This is a genomic window from Pelagibius litoralis (assembly GCF_011683915.1).
GTDB lineage: Bacteria > Pseudomonadota > Alphaproteobacteria > Kiloniellales > Kiloniellaceae > Pelagibius > Pelagibius litoralis.
This window is the reverse complement of the sequence record NZ_JAAQPH010000009.1, coordinates 170,595-187,127: the sequence shown is the minus strand read 5'-3', so window position 1 is coordinate 187,127 and position 16,533 is coordinate 170,595. Positions and strand designations below refer to the sequence as shown.

Here is a 16,533-nt window from a genome sequence, read left to right as displayed (position 1 = left end):
TGGCGTCATTCTACCGCGCGGACCCGCCTAGAGCCAACGCCGTACCTTTTGTTTGTATGCCCGGTAAGGCTCGCCGAACTTCGCTTCCAGGTACCGCTCCTCGCGCTGGATCACGCCGACCTGCATGACCGCGAGCAGCAACGGCAGGAACAGAAGGGCGGCCAGGCTGGCGAGGCCCAGCGTCAGGCCCAGGTATATGAGGGTGAGGCCGAGATAGATCGGGTTGCGGCTGAACCGGTAGAGCCCGCCGGTCACCAGCGCCGTCGAGGGACGGCTGGTGGGGATGTTGGTGCCGGCCTTGATGAAGCGGGCCGCCGCGGCAAAGAGCAAAGCCAGACCGGCGAGGCCCGAGGCGGTGCCAAGGGAAAAACCCAGGTCACCGGCAAGATAGGGCAGGGCGGGCAGGCCGAGGAGCCTGTCGGCGGCGAGGCCGGCCAGCAGAAAGCCGAGATAGAGGACCGGTGGGTGTGCGATGACACCGGCCGTATCGGATTCCCGCCGGTCGTTCACGGGTGCCCCCCGTGCTGCAAGGCGGCATCGAGGCGCGCCTGCTGCCGGTGGTCCAACAGGGCATAGAAATCGCGGAAGGCAGGTTCGACCTGATCGAGGGTGTCCAGGCCCCGGGTGAACAGCCGGCGCAGGTCTTCGAGCTGGTCAAGGGCATCGCCGGAGGGCACCAGGCTCGGCTTTCGTGCGCCGTCGTCGATCGTCGCTATCGCCGCTTTAACGTCGCCCGTCAGACGCTGCCACGCCGGTTTCTGTTCCTCTGTGAGCTGCAGGTCGCGCTCAATGAAAAGGGCCAGACTGTCGGTCAGTGCAGCGGGCTCGGCTGGACACAGGGACGACCGCCGTGCCGGCGCAGGCGGCTGTTGCTGGGGTCCACCAAGGTACTTCATCCAAGACATCAGCTTGCTCCTAAAGTGACAACTCTATTGTCATTTAGAGCAGCATGTAAAATGACAACAAAATTGTCAATAGGTGATTTACGAGTGACGCCTGTCAGGCGTTTTCATCATCAAGCAATGCCGCAAGGCTTTCTTTCAAATCTCTGATTGTACTCAGACTTGTCTGAAGATCATCCAGATCCTGCCCCGTTGAGAAATCACGGCAGAGCGTCAGAAGCTCATCCGTGATTTCAAGATACACGGCCTCGCCCTCCGGCGTCGGCCGCAACAGCCTCGAGCGCTTGTGGGCCGGGTTCTCGACAAACTCGACCAGACCCTCGGCGGCCATTTCATCGGCCAGTTTTTGGATATGCTGGCGGGCGACGGGCCGGGCGCGGGCAAGCTGTGGGACGGTTTGCGGGCCCTGTGTCTGCAGGCTGTGCAGGAGGCCCCAGAGACCGCCGCCCCAGGCCGTGACACTGCCGCCGCGCTGCCCGACCGCGCGCAGCTTGAAGAAGGTCGCCGAGACCTCCAGCAGCAGATCGAAGACCGCCCGCGCTTCCGGCGTCGGCGTGTTGCGTTTTGATGTTTTGGATGAAGTGTCAACCATCGCCCAGGGTTAGCAAGGCGATGGCCTTATGACAACATACTTGTCAGTTTGGCCATGTCAGTTTGGTGCAGGGCGACAACCATCGTGCCGCAACCGCGCCATCACTGCATCAGGCGCGGACCCTTGATGTCGATCGGGCCTGCTTCCGGCAGAACGCCGAGGCGGCGAGCGACTTCCTGATAGGCCTCTTCGACCTCGCCCAGATCCCGACGGAAGCGGTCCTTGTCCAGTTTCTTATCGGTGGCGACATCCCAGATGCGGCAGGAGTCCGGGCTGATCTCGTCGGCCAGGACAATGCGCATCTCCTCGTCTTCCCAGAGGCGCCCGAACTCCAGTTTGAAGTCGACCAATTTCAGGCCAACCCCGAGGAACAGGCCGCAGAGAAAGTCGTTTATCCTGAGCGCGTACTGCAGCATCTCGTCGAGATCCTGGGTGTTGGCCCAGCCGAAGGCGGTGATGTGCTCTTCGGAGACCAGCGGGTCGCCCAGTTCGTCGTTCTTGTAATAGTACTCGACGATGGAGCGGGGCAGGCGCGCGCCTTCTTCCAGCCCCAGACGCTTCACCAGGGTGCCGGCGGCAATGTTGCGGACGACGACTTCGATCGGGACGATCTCGACCTCGCGCACCAGCTGCTCGCGCATGTTGAGGCGGCGCACGAAATGGGTGGGGATGCCGATGCTTTCCAGCCGCGTCATCAGGTATTCCGAGATGCGGTTGTTCAGCACGCCCTTGCCGGTGATGGTGCCCTTCTTCTGATTGTTGAAGGCGGTCGCATCGTCCTTGAAATACTGGACAACTGTGCCGGGCTCGGGGCCCTCGTAGATGATCTTGGCCTTGCCCTCGTAGATCTGTCTGCGTCGCATCGATTGCACCTATATTAGGATCATTGTCCCATTTGGTCGGATTGGCCAGTTTGCTGATAAGGGCTGCGGCGCCTTTCCTGGCTCTCCACCGGCTGCTCGGACGGGGCAGTTGATATAGCAGGTGAAGGGGGGCAAAACAATCGCGCCCAGAGGTTGCCCAGAGCCGGTCCGGCTGCGGCCCAGCGGGGCCTTACAGGGCCTCAGATTCCTTCCGTCGGGTCCCATGAAGCGGGGTCCGTCTGGCTCTCGGCGGTAGGCGGCGAGCCCAGCCCGACCGGCTCGTAAAGTTGCCTGTCCGGGCGTCCGGCAGCGAACATCCAGACCGGCCGGGGCGGCTCCGCGCCCAGGCTTTGCGGTGCTGCGGGCAGCGCGATGAGCGAAGAGGACACAGTTTGGAAGGCCCCCAGGTCCACCGTCATGGCAGCCTCAGCCTCGCTCTGCGGATCGTCGGCGGCGCTGCGGGCCATGATGGCCTGCCACGCGCTCCAGTCGCCGGAGGCCGGATCCGGCGCGGCCGCTTGTTCCAGGTCGTGCCGGTGGCGCTTGATACGCGGGCTTTGGGGGTCGTTCAGGTCATAGGCGGTGACCATCGAGAGCCCCTCGGTAATCGGCCGCAGCGCGACCGCGCGCGCCGCCGGACCGTCCGGATTGCTGATCCAGTAGGCATCGCGGTTGTCGGCCACTACCAGGTTGAAACTGCGGTAGGCAGCGGGATTGAGGTCGGCCAGCGCCTCGGCGGCGGAAACCGCGTCGGCGTGGTCCAGCGCCTCCAGCACCAGTTCGCCGCGGCTGCGCTTATCTGCTGCCGGACCCAGGGAGCCTTTGCGATTGAGGATCGCCGCCACCAGGCCATGGTCGTTCATGCCCAGCCAGGAACCGCCCGCCGTCCGGTCCAGGCCGGCGACCGTCTCCGGCCGGTCGGACCAGTGGCGGCCGGGCGGCGCCCAGGGGCGATCGATCATCTCGTCGCGGTTGGCCGCCAGCAGCAGCGGCCAGGGATGGCCGGGACGGCGCAGAAGGACAAGCGTGCACATGGCGGCGATCAGGATCCTTTTCGACGGGGCTTTCGCCCGACCGGTCACCCTTTCCCACAGGTCCCGCGGGCGCAGCAAGCAGTTTCCCCCCGCCGCGAAGGAGTTTATAAAGCCTTCAGGCATTCCACTGCTTGAAGCGGCGGGTGTGAACCGCCACCTGATATTAACGTATAGATCGTTCCGGGAGACTAAGGGGCCGATGAACACATTCAGCGACCGCGAAAAGGCATTCGAGGACAAGTTCAAGCACGACCAGGACCTGCAGTTCCGCACAGAGGTGCGGCGCAACAAGCTCCTGGGGCGGTGGCTCGCGACCGAACTGCTCGGCCTGGAAGGCGACGCCGTGGACGCCTACGCCAAAGAGGTCGTAGCGTCCGACCTCGACGAACCCGGCCCCGACGACGTGGTCCGCAAGGTCATGGCCGATCTCGAGGCCAAGGCCGTCGATTTCACCGAGCATCGCCTGCGCACCCGCATGGACGATCTGATGGTCGAGGCCAAGAAGCAGATCATGGAGGAGTAGGGGGCAGGTTCCCTACACCCGGCAGGCCGGGCTCAGCCGAAGACCCGCTTGAAAATCGTGTCGACGTGCTTGGTGTGATAGGCCGGATCGAAGCAGGCTTCCAGGGCCGAAGGCTCCATCTTCGCCGAGACGTCCGGGTCCGCCTTCAATAAAGCCAGAAAGTCGCCTTCGCCGGCCCAGACCTGCATGGCGTTGCGCTGGACCACACGATAGGAGTCCTCGCGGCTGATGCCGGCCTGGGTCAGGGCCAGCAGCACGCGTTGGGAATGGACCAGCCCGCCGAGCTGATCCAGGTTCTTCTGCATCGTCTCCGGATAGATCAGCAGCTTCTCGACGACCCCGGCCAACCGGTTGAGGGCGAAATCCAGCGTGACCGTCGCGTCGGGGCCGAACATCCGCTCGACCGAGGAGTGGGAGATATCGCGCTCATGCCAGAGGGCCACGTTCTCCAGCGCCGGCACCACGGCGGCACGCACCACCCGGGCCAGGCCGGTCAGGTTTTCCGTCAGGATCGGATTGCGTTTGTGCGGCATGGCCGAGGAACCTTTTTGGCCGGGCGCGAAGAACTCTTCGGCCTCGCGCACCTCGGTGCGCTGCAGGTGCCGGATCTCGGTCGCCAGGTTCTCGATCGACGCGGCGATGACGCCCAGCGTCGCGAAGAAGGCGGCATGGCGGTCGCGCGGGATCACCTGGGTGGAGACCGGCTCCGGCGTCAGGCCGAGTTTTCCGGCGACGTATTCTTCGACGAAGGGGTCGATGTTGGCGAAGGTACCGACGGCGCCTGAGATGGCGCAGGTGGCGATCTCCGCCCGCGCGGCCTCCAGGCGGGCGCGGTTGCGCTGAAAGGCGGCGTAGTGGCCGGCCAGCTTCACGCCGAAGGTGGTGGGTTCGGCATGGATGGCGTGGCTGCGGCCCAGGCAGACCGAGTCCTTGTGCTCCAGGGCCCTGGTTTTCAGCGCGGCCAGCAGGCGGTCCAGATCGGCCAGCAGAATGTCGGCGGCCTGGGTGAGCTGCACCGCCAGGCAGGTATCCAGAACATCGGAGGAGGTCATGCCCTGGTGCACGAAGCGCGCTTCTTCGCCCACGTGTTCGGCCAGGTTGGTCAGGAAGGCGATGACGTCGTGCTTGGTTTCCCGCTCGATCTCGTCGATCCGCTCCACCTCGAAGGCGCCGCGCTCCCAAACCGCTTTGGCGGCTTCTTTGGGGATCACGCCGAGTTCGGCCTGGGCGTCGCAGGCATGGGCCTCGATCTCGAACCAGATGCGGAACCGGTTCTCCGGTTCCCAGATGGCGGTCATTTCGGGACGGCTGTAGCGTGGGATCATCGATGTCGGGTCCTGAACGAGAGCGGGCCCCGAAAGGGGCCGCTGAAAGAAGGGAGCTGCAGAGAGCTTTAAAGAGCGCTGCGGAGTCTGTTTTATAGCGCCGTGGCGCGCTTACAGCAAACCCATTGCCCGGAAACTGGCGTGGCCGGCGCGGCCGATGACCACGTGGTCGTGAATGGCGATCCCCAGTTTTTCGGCCGCCTGGCGCAGCTCCTCGGTCATCGCGATATCGGCGGGTGAGGGTTCCGGCTCGCCGGAGGGATGGTTATGGACCAGGATGAGCGCCGCCGCCCCCAGCTCCAGGGCCCGCTTCACCACCTCGCGGGTATAGACCGGCGTGTGATCGATGGTGCCGCGCTGCTGCACCTCGTCGGCGATGACGCGGTTGCGCTTGTCGAGAAACAGCAGCCGGAACTGTTCGACCGGCTCGTGGGCCATGGTAATGCGGCAGTAGTCCAGCAGCTTGTCCCAGGCGGAAATTTCCGCTGCCTCGATCATCTCCTCACGGGCCAGCCGGGCGGCGGCCTCCGGTACGACCTTCAGGGCGGCGATGGACGCCTTGCCCATGCCGGACACCTTGGACAAAACTTCCGGTTCGGCAGCCAAAACTTTGGAAAGGCTACCAAATTTGGCGAGCAGTGTTTTGGCTAAAGGCTTCATATCGCCGCGCGGTTTGGCGCCGAACAGCAGGAACTCCAGGATCTCGTAGTCCGAAAGGCTGTCGCCGCCGCGATCCAGCAGACGGTCGCGCAGGCGATCGCGGTGACCGTGGTAGTGGGGCTTGGGGGCGGGGGTCGGGTCCGGGGGCTGGGCCTCTTCCACGGTCGGTCGGGCCGGCTTGTCGGCCGGCGCCTTAAACGGCATAGGGCGGCGCGTGCCAGCCCTTGGGGGAGAGGGTGAAGATCTCGTAGCCCGTTGCGGTCACGCCGATGGAGTGTTCGAACTGGGCGGAGAGTTTCATGTCACGGGTGACGGCGGTCCAGCCGTCCTGCAGGATCTTCACCTCCGGGCGGCCGGCGTTGATCATCGGCTCGATGGTGAAGAACATGCCCTCGCGCAGGGCGATCCCGTCGCCCGGCCGGCCATAGTGCAAAATGCTGGGGGCATCGTGAAAGACCTGGCCCAGACCGTGGCCGCAGAAATCCCTGACGACCGAGAAGCGCTGCTTCTCCGCGAAGCTCTGGATGGCATGGCCGATGTCGCCCAGGGTGGTGCCGGGCTTCACCACCTCGATCCCGCGCATCATCGATTCATAGGTGACCTCGACAAGGCGGCGAGCTTTGATCTTGGGTTCCCCGACAAAGAACATGCGGCTGGTATCGCCATGCCAGCCGTCGATGATCACGGTAACGTCGATGTTGACGACGTCCCCATTCTCCAGGCGCTTGTCCGGGCTGGGAATGCCGTGGCAGACGACATGGTTCACCGAGGTGCAGATCGATTTGGGAAAGCCGCGATAGTTCAAAGGCGCCGGAACGGCACCGTGGCCTTCGATATAGTTGTGGCAGATCCGGTCGAGTTCTTCCGTGGTGATGCCCGGCTTCACCTCCGGGGTGATCATGTCGAGGGTTTCCGCCGCCAGTTGGCCCGCGCGGCGCATGCCTTCAAAGCCCGCCTCGTCATGGACAACATAGCCGCCGTCCTGGGGGCTGACCCGCTCTGCACTGTAACCTTGCTTCATCAATCCGACCCCTGCTGGGGAGTAGTTCAAAGAAATTGCCGCCAGCCGTGTGGCCAGAGGCCGCTTATAGCGCCAAAGTCAGGGCTGCGTCCAACACGACCGCCTCTGCCGATACCTTGCAACTATAGCACAGGACTTCAACCCCTTGCGCTACTGCCGTGTTCAGGGCCCTGGCATAGGCCGGATCGATGTCGGCGGCCACTGCCACGGTGTCGCAATCGCCCCGCTGGACCAGGAAAAGAAGCACAGCTCTTTGCCCGCCCTGGGCAATCTTTGCCAATTCGGCCAAATGCTTGGCGCCCCGCGCCGTGACCGAGTCCGGAAATTCCGCCAGGCCCGGACGGCGCATCAGGGTGACCGACTTCACTTCCAGATAACAGTCCGGCAGAGAACGGTCCTGGGTTTCCGGGGCTTGCAGCAGAAAATCCACCCGGCTGTTGGTGCCGTAGGGCACTTCGCGCCGGATCGACCCATAGGGCCGCAATGCCTCGATGCGGCCGGCCTCCAGGGCCTCTTCGACCAGGGCGTTGGCCCGGCCGGTATGGATGCCGACCAGGGCGCCCTCGGCCTCGACCAGTTCCCAGGAGTATTTCAGCTTTCGCGCAGGGTTTGTCGCAGGCGAAAGCCATGCAACCGAGCCGGGAGTCGCCAATCCCAGCATGGATCCCGGGTTGGCGCAGTGGGCGACCACCTCGGTGCCGTCCGGCATGGCGATGTCGGAGAGGAAACGCTTGTAACGCTTGACAAGACGGCCTTGAATCAGGGGGGCTGGAAATCGCATTTCGCCGGTATAGATAGAACTCGAGAAAGCGCAACCACTAGGTGTGCTTATCGCGAGAAGAGTTAATGACATGGGCTTGCAACTTCCAGCCCGGGGAGCCACTGTACGAAGCACAGTCTAGCAATGCGTTTCCGCTCGCTCTACCCGGCACTTCGGGGTGCCGGGTCTTTGGGCCAGTCGCTGCAAGGAATCCTAAATGCTCGTTCAGCCACGTCGCCGTCTGTTTTCGTCCATTACCATCGCCTCTGCCGGTTTGCTGATGCTTGCCGCCTGTGCGTCGGACCCCGTCGTCCTGGGCGGCGAAAGCAGTGGTGCGGCGCCGCCGCCGGGAAGCCAGGACAGTGGCGCCGCCGGCGGTAACGCCCTGCCGCCGCCGGGCGCGGACGGTGGCGAGCAGTCGGCCGGCCTGCCGGCCGTGCCCTCTCAGGACCAAGCCGGTGGAGAAGCGGCGGCCGAGGAGGAAGGCGTGATCCTTAAGGGCCCGGACGGCACGACTTGGACGATCCAGAGCGACAAGGACGAAGAGGCTTATCGGATCGACATTGAGGATTGCTACAATTACGCCTGGGCTCAGACGCGCCGGGACGCCCAGATTACCGACGACCGTAATGCCGGGATCGACACCCTGACCAGTTCATCGCGCTACGCGGGCCTGCGTCAGCGGGTCGATGAATTCGACCTGCGCCAGCGCCGCGGCTCGCTGATGACCGGCTGCATGGAGGCCAAGGGCTACGCCCGCAGCGATACCGTGTTGCCGCGCCTGGAATTCTGAGAGCTATGACGACGCCGACGGTCACCGCCTGCCTTCTTATCATCGGCAACGAAATTCTCTCCGGGCGCACCCAGGACAAGAATCTGGCCTACATCGGTGAGCAGCTCAATCTGCTGGGCGTGCGCATGATGGAGGTTCGGGTCGTCCCCGATGACGAGGCCGTTATCGTGAGCACCCTGAACGAAGTGCGACGGCGCTTTGACTATGTGTTCACCACGGGAGGGATCGGGCCGACCCACGACGACATCACCGCCGAGTGCGTTGCCAAGGCTTTTGGCGTGCCGCTGATCGTTAACCCAGAGGCCCGGGCAATTCTGGAAGCGCACTATGAGGCCGGCCAGCTGAACGAGGCCCGGCTGCGCATGGCGCGGACCCCCGAAGGGGCCGATCTGATCGACAACCCGGTCAGCAAGGCACCGGGTTTCCAGATGGAGAACGTCTTCGTGATGGCGGGCATTCCGGCGATCATGCAGGCGATGTTTCAGAGCCTTCGCCACCGCCTTGTCGGCGGTGCCCCCTTGCAATCGAGAACGGTCACCCTGGCGTTGGGCGAGGGCACGATCGCAGCGGCTCTGGGGAAGATACAGGACCAGTTCCCCAGCGTGGAAATCGGCAGTTACCCCTTCAATCGGAATGGCAATTTCGGCGTCCGCGTCGTTTTGCGTTCGACCGAAGAGGACCAGCTGGAGCAAGCCTGTGGGGTAATGGATACGATGATCGCCGGCTTTGGAAGCACCGGCGATTGGGACAGAGGGACGCAGCAATCAGGGGAAGTGGAAAGCCGCGAAGCGCCGGTGTCGGATGAACGGGCCGCCGGTTAGCCTTCGGGTACGTTGAATGGGGGAGAGCCTCGGCGATGGGCGCCGGGGGGAGTGAGAAGGGCAAAATAAGCGATGGACCTCCTGCCGTTGCTGTTTACGACTGCCTTGGTGGCCTATGTGCTGTCCCTTGGCAGCGCCGATCTGGCGCGTTCGATCATCCGGGTAACGGCGCTTTTCTGTGCTGCCGTCTGCCTCGCCGCCTGGGGGATCGCTATGCTGTCTTACAGCGAATGGGGCCAGCCTTTTGTCGACGACTTTTATGCGACCGCTCTTATCGAGCGCAGTCTGGGCTACGATCTCGGTGGCTTGGCGCTGGTGTTCGGCGCCGTGGTTCCGATATGTTTTGGACTCTTCGAGATGTGGCGGCTGAAGGCGACCCGCCCTTCGTCGTTGAAACAGAACGAGCAGTAGCCGGGCGGTGCAGCTGACGGGCCGCTACCCTACCGGCGCCGGCAGGAGAGGAAAAGATGAGCGAGCCATCCCGGGCCGCCGGCAACGATCCGGTGGAATTGACGATAGAGCCGCGCAGCCGCGACCTCGGCGGGTTTTCCGTGCGCCGTATCCTGCCTTACGCCAAGCGCCGCCTTGTCGGACCCTTTATCTTCCTCGACGAGATGGGCCCTGCCGATTTCCCGGCGGGCGAGGGCATCGACGTGCGTCCCCATCCGCACATCGGCCTGGCCACGGTCACCTATCTCTTCGACGGCGAGATCATGCATCATGACAGCCTGGGCTATGCACAGGCGATCCGGCCGGGGGCGGTGAACTGGATGACCGCGGGCAGGGGGATCGTCCATTCCGAGCGGACCGGCGAGGAGGCGCGGGCGGGCGCACAGCGCCTGCACGGCATGCAGTCCTGGATCGCCCTGCCGGTGGAAGACGAGGAAGCGGAGCCCGGCTTCACGCACTACCCGACCGCGGCGCTGCCGGAGATCCAACGGCCCGGCGTCTGGATGCGCCTGATCGCCGGATCTGCCTACGGCCGGACGTCACCGGTGAAGGTGTTTTCGGAGATGTTCTATCTCCATGCCGAGGTGGCGGAAGGCGCGGAGCTTGCCCTGCCTGACAGCTATGCGGAGCGTGCCGTCTATGTTGTGAACGGCTCCGTCGAGATCGCCGGGCAACGCTATGAGGCGAACACCATGGCGGTGTTCAAACCGGGCGTGCCTGTGGAGATGACGGCGACAGCATCCAGCCGGGTGATGCTGCTGGGCGGCGCCACCTTGCCGGGCGAGCGGGCCATCTGGTGGAACTTCGTCTCCTCCTCGCCGGAGCGCATGGAGCGGGCCAAAGCGGATTGGAAGGCCGGCCGCTTCGCCAGGGTGCCCGGCGACGACGAATTCATTCCCCTGCCGGAAGACTAGATCGTTTTCGACTTGCGTCGGATCGGTTCCAGCCCGCTCCCCCGGGTTCAGAAAAAATCCCTCTCTTTGAACCTCGTCCCCAATGCCAACGACTGAAAGACGTCATCGGGCCTGAACAAGGCCCGGGGGGGACGGGGGTCGCGCAATTTATCTGCTCGGGCCTCGTGGGCGGGCGGCTGTTGGCGGCGACTTCAGCCGCCCGTCTCCCTGTTGACCACACCACCGGCAGGCCGGTCAGGTGGCCATCTTTGCTGGAGCCAGATCAGAATCCTGAAAGACATCCGGTGATGCCGCAGGTGTGAAATTCCGCAGATTGTTTTGAACCCCGCCGCTACTGCCCGCGACTGAAGGGCATCATCGGGCCTGAACAAGGCCCGGGGAGACGGGGACTGTGCAATTTATCTGTACGGACCCCGTGGACGGGCGGCTGTTGGCGGCGACTACAGCCGCCCGTCTTCTTGTTGTTTGACCCATCAGCCTATCTGTCAGGCCGCCGCCTTTCTAAAGTCTCGCAGACACTCCCGGCAACGATGCTGCCAATAACAATGCTCCCAGTGACAAAGCGGCTGTGGAGATCCACACGCCGATAACCTGTACAGAGGCCGTGCGACTCTCCTGAGTGGGGAGCCGCCCGGCCTGTCGTTTGCCTATTCTGAGTGTGGTCCTGCGTTCTTGCATTGAGCTTGTGCGGTTTCTCGGGTTCAAATCCGACGGCTTTGTCTTTACCTCATCGGCTGCAAGTGTCAGCTGCGAAGTGTCGCCCACACGACGTCTTTTCAGTGGACTCCCGTAGCCGTGTCAGGATGGGCGCGGGGGTGGGGTCGGACCCATCGGTCGGCCCAGCACTTGCCGACGGGCGGCTGTCGGCGGCGACTGCAGCCGCCCGTTATCTCTCTCTCACTCTCATGAAAACTTTCTCTTGGCGCGGGCCAGAGGTTCGCGTTGTCCAACCTGGGTTAATCGGAGCTGACGTTCCGTTTATGCGGCTGCTTCGGCCAGCTTCAAACTGTCCGGGGCGGTAGCACTCAAGCCGGCGAAGATATTCATCCTGCCCGGGCTGGGCGGATAAACCCGGGAGCGGGCAGGTCAGGCGGAGGAGGGACGGCGGCGGTCGGCGACCAGGGCCGTTCCTTCTTTTCCGGCTGCTTTCAGGGAGCTGGTGAGAGCGCCCCGGCAACGCCCGTTCCGGCCGCTTTGGTCCGGTCACGGACGCGGGGAAAGCTCTTCTCTATCAATTAGTTGTATTGTTTCCAATAAGTTAACGGGCATGCCCTGCAAAGTTGCATGGCCTTCGTGCGGTTTCACGGGTTCAAGCCGGGCCGGTTTGTCTGTATCCCAGGCTCGCGCCCTATTCGCCGATGCCGCCCCTGCGGGCCCTGGGAACACGCCCAGAGAAACATTGAACCCTGACCCGGGCGCCAACGACCAACACAAAAGCGCCGGCCTTGGGCCGCGCAACGTTTTGATGGATTTCAGGAGAACCGCCATGTCCCGCCGGACTGAGCTTGGCGCCCCGCGCGCCAATGAATCCCTTTTCACCCGTCCTCGCGGCAGCGCCGCCTGGCGCCGCGCCCTGCTGCCCGCCGGCGCGCTGGCCCTGGCCATGACCGCCGCCGGCCCGGCTCTGGCGGATACTGGGAACGCGGACATCGAAGAACTGGACCTCGCCGTTATCGAGGTCTCCAGCGATGGCGAGACCTATACGACAGTGTCGGACTCGTCCCCCGCCATCACCGGCATGTGGTTTATACACCTGAATGCTCATAAACGTGGCCGGGTGAAATCCTGGGCTGCATGGCCGGCCATGCAGGCTCAGGGCATGCCCACCAAGGACTTTCCGGAACTCGGCAAGTCGGCCAGCTATCCACTCGGCGACAGGCCCAAGATAGTGAACCGCGAGTATCCCCTTTTCATTCCCTTGCAGGCTTATAGAGCCTACGTCAAAGAGGCCTGCAACCAAATGGCCTTCAGACTGCGCAACTACAGCGGCAAGACCAATGACGAGATCTTCGCGGTCGACCGTTCGATTCCTGTCGAGGTAAGCGCCGGGATCACCTGGGATATGTCAGGTCGAGCCAACGAAAACCCCCCCGCTGTGGAGGTCACTCCCGGAGCAGAAAATAACAAGATTAAGCCGGTCACGATCGTTTGCCTCAAGACGCCGACCCAGCCGGCGCCTGAGCTGAAAGTGGTCGCATCGCAACTTTCCGTGGAAGCGGGAAACATCAGCAGCGGCCTCCAGAGTCAATGTGTCTTGCGGCTTGGGGGCGCCATAACCGTGACGCGCTCGGATCTGCCCGTCACGTTTCGCTACGTTGATGAAACGGGCAAGGAAAGTGATGTGAAAACCATCTCTCCGGTTCCCGGCGTGGTAAAAGCGATGCAGCATGTCTTCATGCATTCCTACCCACTTGATCATGTGGTCGGCGAGAAGAACGAAGGCAAAATCCGGATGGTCGGCGAGAACATCGAGTTTGAATCGAACTGGGCCGACTACGATGTCGACTGCGCCGCGCCGACGAACGACCTGCTGGTCGCCCTGCCGCCGAAGGCCACGCGCTTGGAGGCCTTTTCCGGCGCCAAGAAAACCGTCCACGTGCAGACCCTTACCGTCGTGGGCGTGGAAAGCACGTCTCATCCCTATCTTTGTCCCGCACGGATGCGGGTTGAAGGCGGCCTCCAGGGGCGGGGCAAAGCGTCTGGTAAAGCGGTGCTGTTTGCCAGTAAAGAGCAGCTTGCCGAGGAAGTCTATGACGTCGACCAGGGTGATACGGTCTACTTCGGGGGCGAACGTGAGCTGTCCTGGCACGTCGGTAATGTGCACGGCCAGGAGGTCGTTCTTCAGTTGATGATCCGCAATATGGCCGGCGAGGTGGTTGATAGCATCAAGTCCAGCCAGACCTTCAAGTGCGAGCGGATCGTTCAGGGCGCTCTCGCTTTGACGCCACCACAGCCCACCAACGACAAGGCAAGTGCCGGGTCTGGCAGCACGCCGCCACAATCCACCAACGACAATGCCACGGCGCAGGCCGGTCTGAATTTCAATATCGTTACGCCGAAGAACCGGGTCCGCAACGGCCAGATCCGTCTGTCCGGTGCCAAGCCGGACCAGGCCTTTAAGCTGCGTTTCCTGCGCAAGTCCAACAGCGGCGGTTACAAGATCGTCAACTCGGCCCAGCTGCCCAAGCAGATGACCGGGAACGCGGCCAGCTTCAACATGGCCGCGCTGAACGCCGGTACCTGGCGCCTGCGGGTCTGTCCGATGGCAAAGGGCGGCAAGATCCCGAACGTCAAGGCCTGCAAGACGTCGGACTTCAAGGTGCTGGCGGCCGGTACGTTCCAGGCCCCCACGGGTGACCCGCAGCAGTCACCAACCTACTCCATCATCCCGAATATCGGCGGATGAATCCCAAGGCCGGGCCCGTCAATCGGCCCGGCCGCCTGTCTTTGCCTCACGCTTTATCCCCCGATGTCATCCATAGGGGCAGCTTGCCGGATCTCCGGGCCGGGCCATTGAACCTTGGCGCGGCGGCAGACGACCAACAGTTACGGGCCCGGCTTCCGGTCGCGCTTTCGCCACGTATTCTTCGCCACGTATTCAATGTATGAATCACAGGAGAGCAGCCGTGTTCAGCCGAACCAAACCGGGCGTCGAGTGCCTTGATCAAGTCCTGTCCACTCGTCACCGCGCAAGCGCCGCCTGGCGCCGCGCCCTGCTGCCCGCCGGCGCGCTGGCCCTGGCCATGACCGCCGCCGGCCCGGCTTTGGCCGACTACACGTACACACATGTCTATAAACTGGACGCCGCCATTATCGAGGTTGCCAGCGATGGCGAGAACTATACGACAGTATCGGACTCGTCCCCTGCCATTACCGGCATGTGGGTGGTACACTTGGATGCTGACATACGTGGCCGGGTGAAATCCTGGGCTGCATGGCCGGCCATGGTGACTGATAGCGGGCCCACTAAGGACTTCCCGGAACTCGGCAAGTCGGCCAGCTATCCACTCGGCGACAGGCCCAAGAAGGTGACGCGCAAGTATCCCCTTTTCATCCCACTGGAGGCTTACAGAGATTACGCCACAGACAGTTGCAACAGACGGGCCTCTTTTCTGCGTAATACGCTTAACAAGACCGATGAGTACATCTTCGCGCGCGATCGCTCGATTTCTGTCAAGGTCAGCACCGGGATGACTTGGAAAATGTCAGGTGGAGCTAACGACAACCAGATCGGCCTGAACTTCCCAATAAATGATCATGAGATTAAGCCGGTCACGATCGTCTGCCTCAAGACGCCTGTTGCCGCGCCGCCGCCGCCGCTGCCGCCGGCTGTCCTGTCGTCCAATCTTTCCGCCGGAACCTTCGACTCGGTTCATCTGCAGGGCAGCTGCGTGTTGCAACTCGCCGGGACCATAACCACCACGCGCTCGGATATGCCCGTCACGTTTCGCTACGTTGATGAAACGGGCAAGGAAAGCGATGTGAAAACCATCTCTCCGGTTCCCGGCGTGGTAAAAGCGATGCAGCATGTCTTTACGCACTCCTATCCTCTTGATCATGTGGTCGGCGAGAAGAACGAAGGCAAAATCCGGATGGTCGGCGAGAATATCGACTTCACCTCCGACTGGGCCGACTACGACGTCGACTGCTCCGCGCCGACGAACGACCTGCTGGTCGCCTTGCCGCCGAAGGCCACCCGCCTGGAGGCCTTTTCCGGCGCCAAAGAAACCGTCAACGTGCAGACTCTTACCGTCGTGGGCGAGGAAAGCACGTCTCATCCCTACCTTTGTCCCGCGCGAATGCGGGTTGAAGGCGGCCTCCAGGGGCGGGGCAAGGGGGCCGGCACGGTGGTTCTGTTCGTCGATCAACAACAGTTGGCCGCGGAAGTTTACGATGTCGATCAGGGTGAGACGGTCTATTTCGGGGGCGAACGGGAATTATCCTGGCACGTTGGTAATGTGCAGGGCCAGGAGGTTCATCTTCAGATGGTCATCCGTAATATGACTGGCGAGGTGGTTGATACCATCAAGTCCAGCCAAACCTTCAAATGCGAGCCGATCATCCAGGGCACCCTTGCCTTGACGCCGCCGAAGGTCACCATCATCCAAGCCAGTGCCCAGGCGGAAAGGGTCTCCGTCCAGAATTACACCTGCCCGGCGCGGGTGAGGGTTCGCGGCGGCATCCAGGGCCAAGGCCCGTTCTCCGGTACGGCCTTGATCGCCGTCAACAATCAGCCGGTGTCCGAGACGTCCTTCAATGTCGATGACGGCCAGGTGCGGGGTTTCGAAGGCGATCAGGAGCTCATTTGGAACAATCAGAATGTGTCGGGCCAGACGGTCTGGTATCGGCTGGCCGTCCTCAATGACAATAAAGACGTGGTCGATGTTTCCACTGCCAGCAAGACCTTTAAATGCGATACGGTGATCGGTGGAAAGGGCGTTGAACTTCCCGCATCGCAGCCAACTAACGACAATGCCACGGCGCAGGCCGGTCTGAATTTCAATATCGTTACGCCGAAGAACCGGGTCCGCAACGGCCAGATCCGTCTGACCGGTGCCAAGCCGGACCAGGCCTTCAAGCTGCGTTTCCTGCGCAAGTCGAACAGCGGCGGTTACAAGATCGTCAACTCGGCCCAGCTGCCCAAGCAGATGACCGGAGGGACGGCCAGCTTCAACATGGCCGCGCTGGACCCGGGCCTCTGGCGCCTGCGGGTCTGCCTGGTGAAGGGCGGCTCTGCTATCTCGAAGCCCAAGGATTGCAAAAAGTCGGACTTCGAGGTGCTGGGCAAGGGGACGAACAGCTTCCCAAAAGCGATCCCCGGCGCGGCTCCGCAGCCGCAGACCAACTCCGTCATCCCGAATATCGGCGGATAGAT

General features: G+C 62.9%; 16 protein-coding genes. 7 read left to right on the top strand and 9 right to left on the bottom strand.

Annotation, left to right across the window (positions count from 1 at the left end; translation table 11 throughout):
• Positions 1–27 precede the first annotated feature (27 nt).
• From HBA54_RS29080 to HBA54_RS13460, 5 genes are all read right to left on the bottom strand, one after another.
• Entirely contained in the window at positions 28–510 is a 483-nt protein-coding gene (locus HBA54_RS29080) for a methyltransferase family protein (RefSeq protein WP_167225364.1), read from the bottom strand.
• Positions 507–905, bottom strand: coding sequence for a Spy/CpxP family protein refolding chaperone (locus HBA54_RS13475; RefSeq protein WP_167225362.1), 399 nt, complete (start codon positions 903–905; stop codon positions 507–509). The genes HBA54_RS29080 and HBA54_RS13475 overlap by 4 nt, the downstream gene beginning before the upstream one ends.
• 94 nt (positions 906–999) lie before the next feature.
• A complete protein-coding gene (locus HBA54_RS13470; RefSeq protein ID WP_205944633.1) occupies positions 1,000–1,494 on the bottom strand; it encodes a MarR family winged helix-turn-helix transcriptional regulator in 495 nt (164 codons plus the stop codon).
• Positions 1,495–1,595: 101 nt separating this feature from the next.
• Complete coding sequence (purC, locus tag HBA54_RS13465) at positions 1,596–2,357, bottom strand: phosphoribosylaminoimidazolesuccinocarboxamide synthase (RefSeq protein WP_167225360.1); 762 nt, start codon at positions 2,355–2,357, stop codon at positions 1,596–1,598.
• A 200-nt stretch (positions 2,358–2,557) separates the two neighbouring features.
• Positions 2,558–3,391: an NRDE family protein gene (locus HBA54_RS13460; RefSeq protein ID WP_167225358.1), complete on the bottom strand. Its 834-nt coding sequence runs from the start codon at positions 3,389–3,391 to the stop codon at positions 2,558–2,560.
• A gap of 199 nt (positions 3,392–3,590) precedes the next feature.
• Here HBA54_RS13460 and HBA54_RS13455 point away from each other — a divergent pair, with 199 nt between their 5' ends.
• A complete protein-coding gene (locus tag HBA54_RS13455; protein ID WP_167225356.1) occupies positions 3,591–3,914 on the top strand; it encodes a DUF1476 domain-containing protein in 324 nt (107 codons plus the stop codon).
• 32 nt (positions 3,915–3,946) lie between these two features.
• Here the strand turns inward: HBA54_RS13455 and purB are convergent, their stop codons facing one another.
• The 4 genes from purB to sfsA form a co-directional block, all read right to left on the bottom strand.
• Positions 3,947–5,239, bottom strand: coding sequence for an adenylosuccinate lyase (gene purB, locus HBA54_RS13450; RefSeq protein ID WP_167225354.1), 1,293 nt, complete (start codon positions 5,237–5,239; stop codon positions 3,947–3,949).
• A gap of 111 nt (positions 5,240–5,350) precedes the next feature.
• Positions 5,351–6,103 (bottom strand): RadC family protein, encoded by a 753-nt coding sequence (radC, locus tag HBA54_RS13445; RefSeq protein ID WP_167225352.1) that lies wholly within the window; start codon positions 6,101–6,103, stop codon positions 5,351–5,353.
• A complete protein-coding gene (gene map, locus HBA54_RS13440) occupies positions 6,093–6,920 on the bottom strand; it encodes a type I methionyl aminopeptidase (RefSeq protein ID WP_167225350.1) in 828 nt (275 codons plus the stop codon). The genes radC and map overlap by 11 nt, the downstream gene beginning before the upstream one ends.
• 64 nt (positions 6,921–6,984) lie before the next feature.
• On the bottom strand, positions 6,985–7,701 hold the full coding sequence (gene sfsA / locus HBA54_RS13435) for a DNA/RNA nuclease SfsA (protein WP_167225348.1): 717 nt from the start codon (positions 7,699–7,701) through the stop codon (positions 6,985–6,987).
• A gap of 196 nt (positions 7,702–7,897) precedes the next feature.
• On the opposite strand from sfsA, the gene HBA54_RS13430 reads away from it, so the two are divergent.
• From HBA54_RS13430 to HBA54_RS13405, 6 genes are all read left to right on the top strand, one after another.
• Entirely contained in the window at positions 7,898–8,473 is a 576-nt protein-coding gene (locus HBA54_RS13430) for a hypothetical protein (RefSeq protein WP_167225347.1), read from the top strand.
• Positions 8,474–8,478: 5 nt separating this feature from the next.
• Positions 8,479–9,294 carry a competence/damage-inducible protein A gene (locus tag HBA54_RS13425; RefSeq protein WP_167225345.1) on the top strand — a complete coding sequence of 272 codons (816 nt, stop codon included), beginning with the start codon at positions 8,479–8,481 and terminating at the stop codon, positions 9,292–9,294.
• A gap of 72 nt (positions 9,295–9,366) precedes the next feature.
• Complete coding sequence (locus HBA54_RS13420) at positions 9,367–9,705, top strand: hypothetical protein (protein WP_167225343.1); 339 nt, start codon at positions 9,367–9,369, stop codon at positions 9,703–9,705.
• A gap of 56 nt (positions 9,706–9,761) precedes the next feature.
• Positions 9,762–10,658 carry a pirin family protein gene (locus HBA54_RS13415; RefSeq protein ID WP_167225342.1) on the top strand — a complete coding sequence of 299 codons (897 nt, stop codon included), beginning with the start codon at positions 9,762–9,764 and terminating at the stop codon, positions 10,656–10,658.
• A gap of 1,603 nt (positions 10,659–12,261) precedes the next feature.
• Entirely contained in the window at positions 12,262–14,064 is a 1,803-nt protein-coding gene (locus tag HBA54_RS13410) for a hypothetical protein (RefSeq protein ID WP_167225340.1), read from the top strand.
• Positions 14,065–14,284: 220 nt separating this feature from the next.
• Positions 14,285–16,531 (top strand): hypothetical protein, encoded by a 2,247-nt coding sequence (locus tag HBA54_RS13405; protein WP_167225338.1) that lies wholly within the window; start codon positions 14,285–14,287, stop codon positions 16,529–16,531.
• The last annotated feature ends 2 nt before the right edge of the window (positions 16,532–16,533 follow it).

Coding starts and splice junctions, on each gene's coding strand:
- HBA54_RS13475 (WP_167225362.1), bottom strand. CDS start 905: ATGTCTTGGATGAAGTACCTTGGTGGACCCCAGCAACAGCCGCCTGCG.
- HBA54_RS13470 (WP_205944633.1), bottom strand. CDS start 1,494: ATGGTTGACACTTCATCCAAAACATCAAAACGCAACACGCCGACGCCG.
- purC (WP_167225360.1), bottom strand. CDS start 2,357: ATGCGACGCAGACAGATCTACGAGGGCAAGGCCAAGATCATCTACGAG.
- HBA54_RS13460 (WP_167225358.1), bottom strand. CDS start 3,391: ATGTGCACGCTTGTCCTTCTGCGCCGTCCCGGCCATCCCTGGCCGCTG.
- HBA54_RS13455 (WP_167225356.1), top strand. CDS start 3,591: ATGAACACATTCAGCGACCGCGAAAAGGCATTCGAGGACAAGTTCAAG.
- purB (WP_167225354.1), bottom strand. CDS start 5,239: ATGATCCCACGCTACAGCCGTCCCGAAATGACCGCCATCTGGGAACCG.
- radC (WP_167225352.1), bottom strand. CDS start 6,103: ATGCCGTTTAAGGCGCCGGCCGACAAGCCGGCCCGACCGACCGTGGAA.
- map (WP_167225350.1), bottom strand. CDS start 6,920: ATGAAGCAAGGTTACAGTGCAGAGCGGGTCAGCCCCCAGGACGGCGGC.
- sfsA (WP_167225348.1), bottom strand. CDS start 7,701: ATGCGATTTCCAGCCCCCCTGATTCAAGGCCGTCTTGTCAAGCGTTAC.
- HBA54_RS13430 (WP_167225347.1), top strand. CDS start 7,898: ATGCTCGTTCAGCCACGTCGCCGTCTGTTTTCGTCCATTACCATCGCC.
- HBA54_RS13425 (WP_167225345.1), top strand. CDS start 8,479: ATGACGACGCCGACGGTCACCGCCTGCCTTCTTATCATCGGCAACGAA.
- HBA54_RS13420 (WP_167225343.1), top strand. CDS start 9,367: ATGGACCTCCTGCCGTTGCTGTTTACGACTGCCTTGGTGGCCTATGTG.
- HBA54_RS13415 (WP_167225342.1), top strand. CDS start 9,762: ATGAGCGAGCCATCCCGGGCCGCCGGCAACGATCCGGTGGAATTGACG.
- HBA54_RS13410 (WP_167225340.1), top strand. CDS start 12,262: ATGACCGCCGCCGGCCCGGCTCTGGCGGATACTGGGAACGCGGACATC.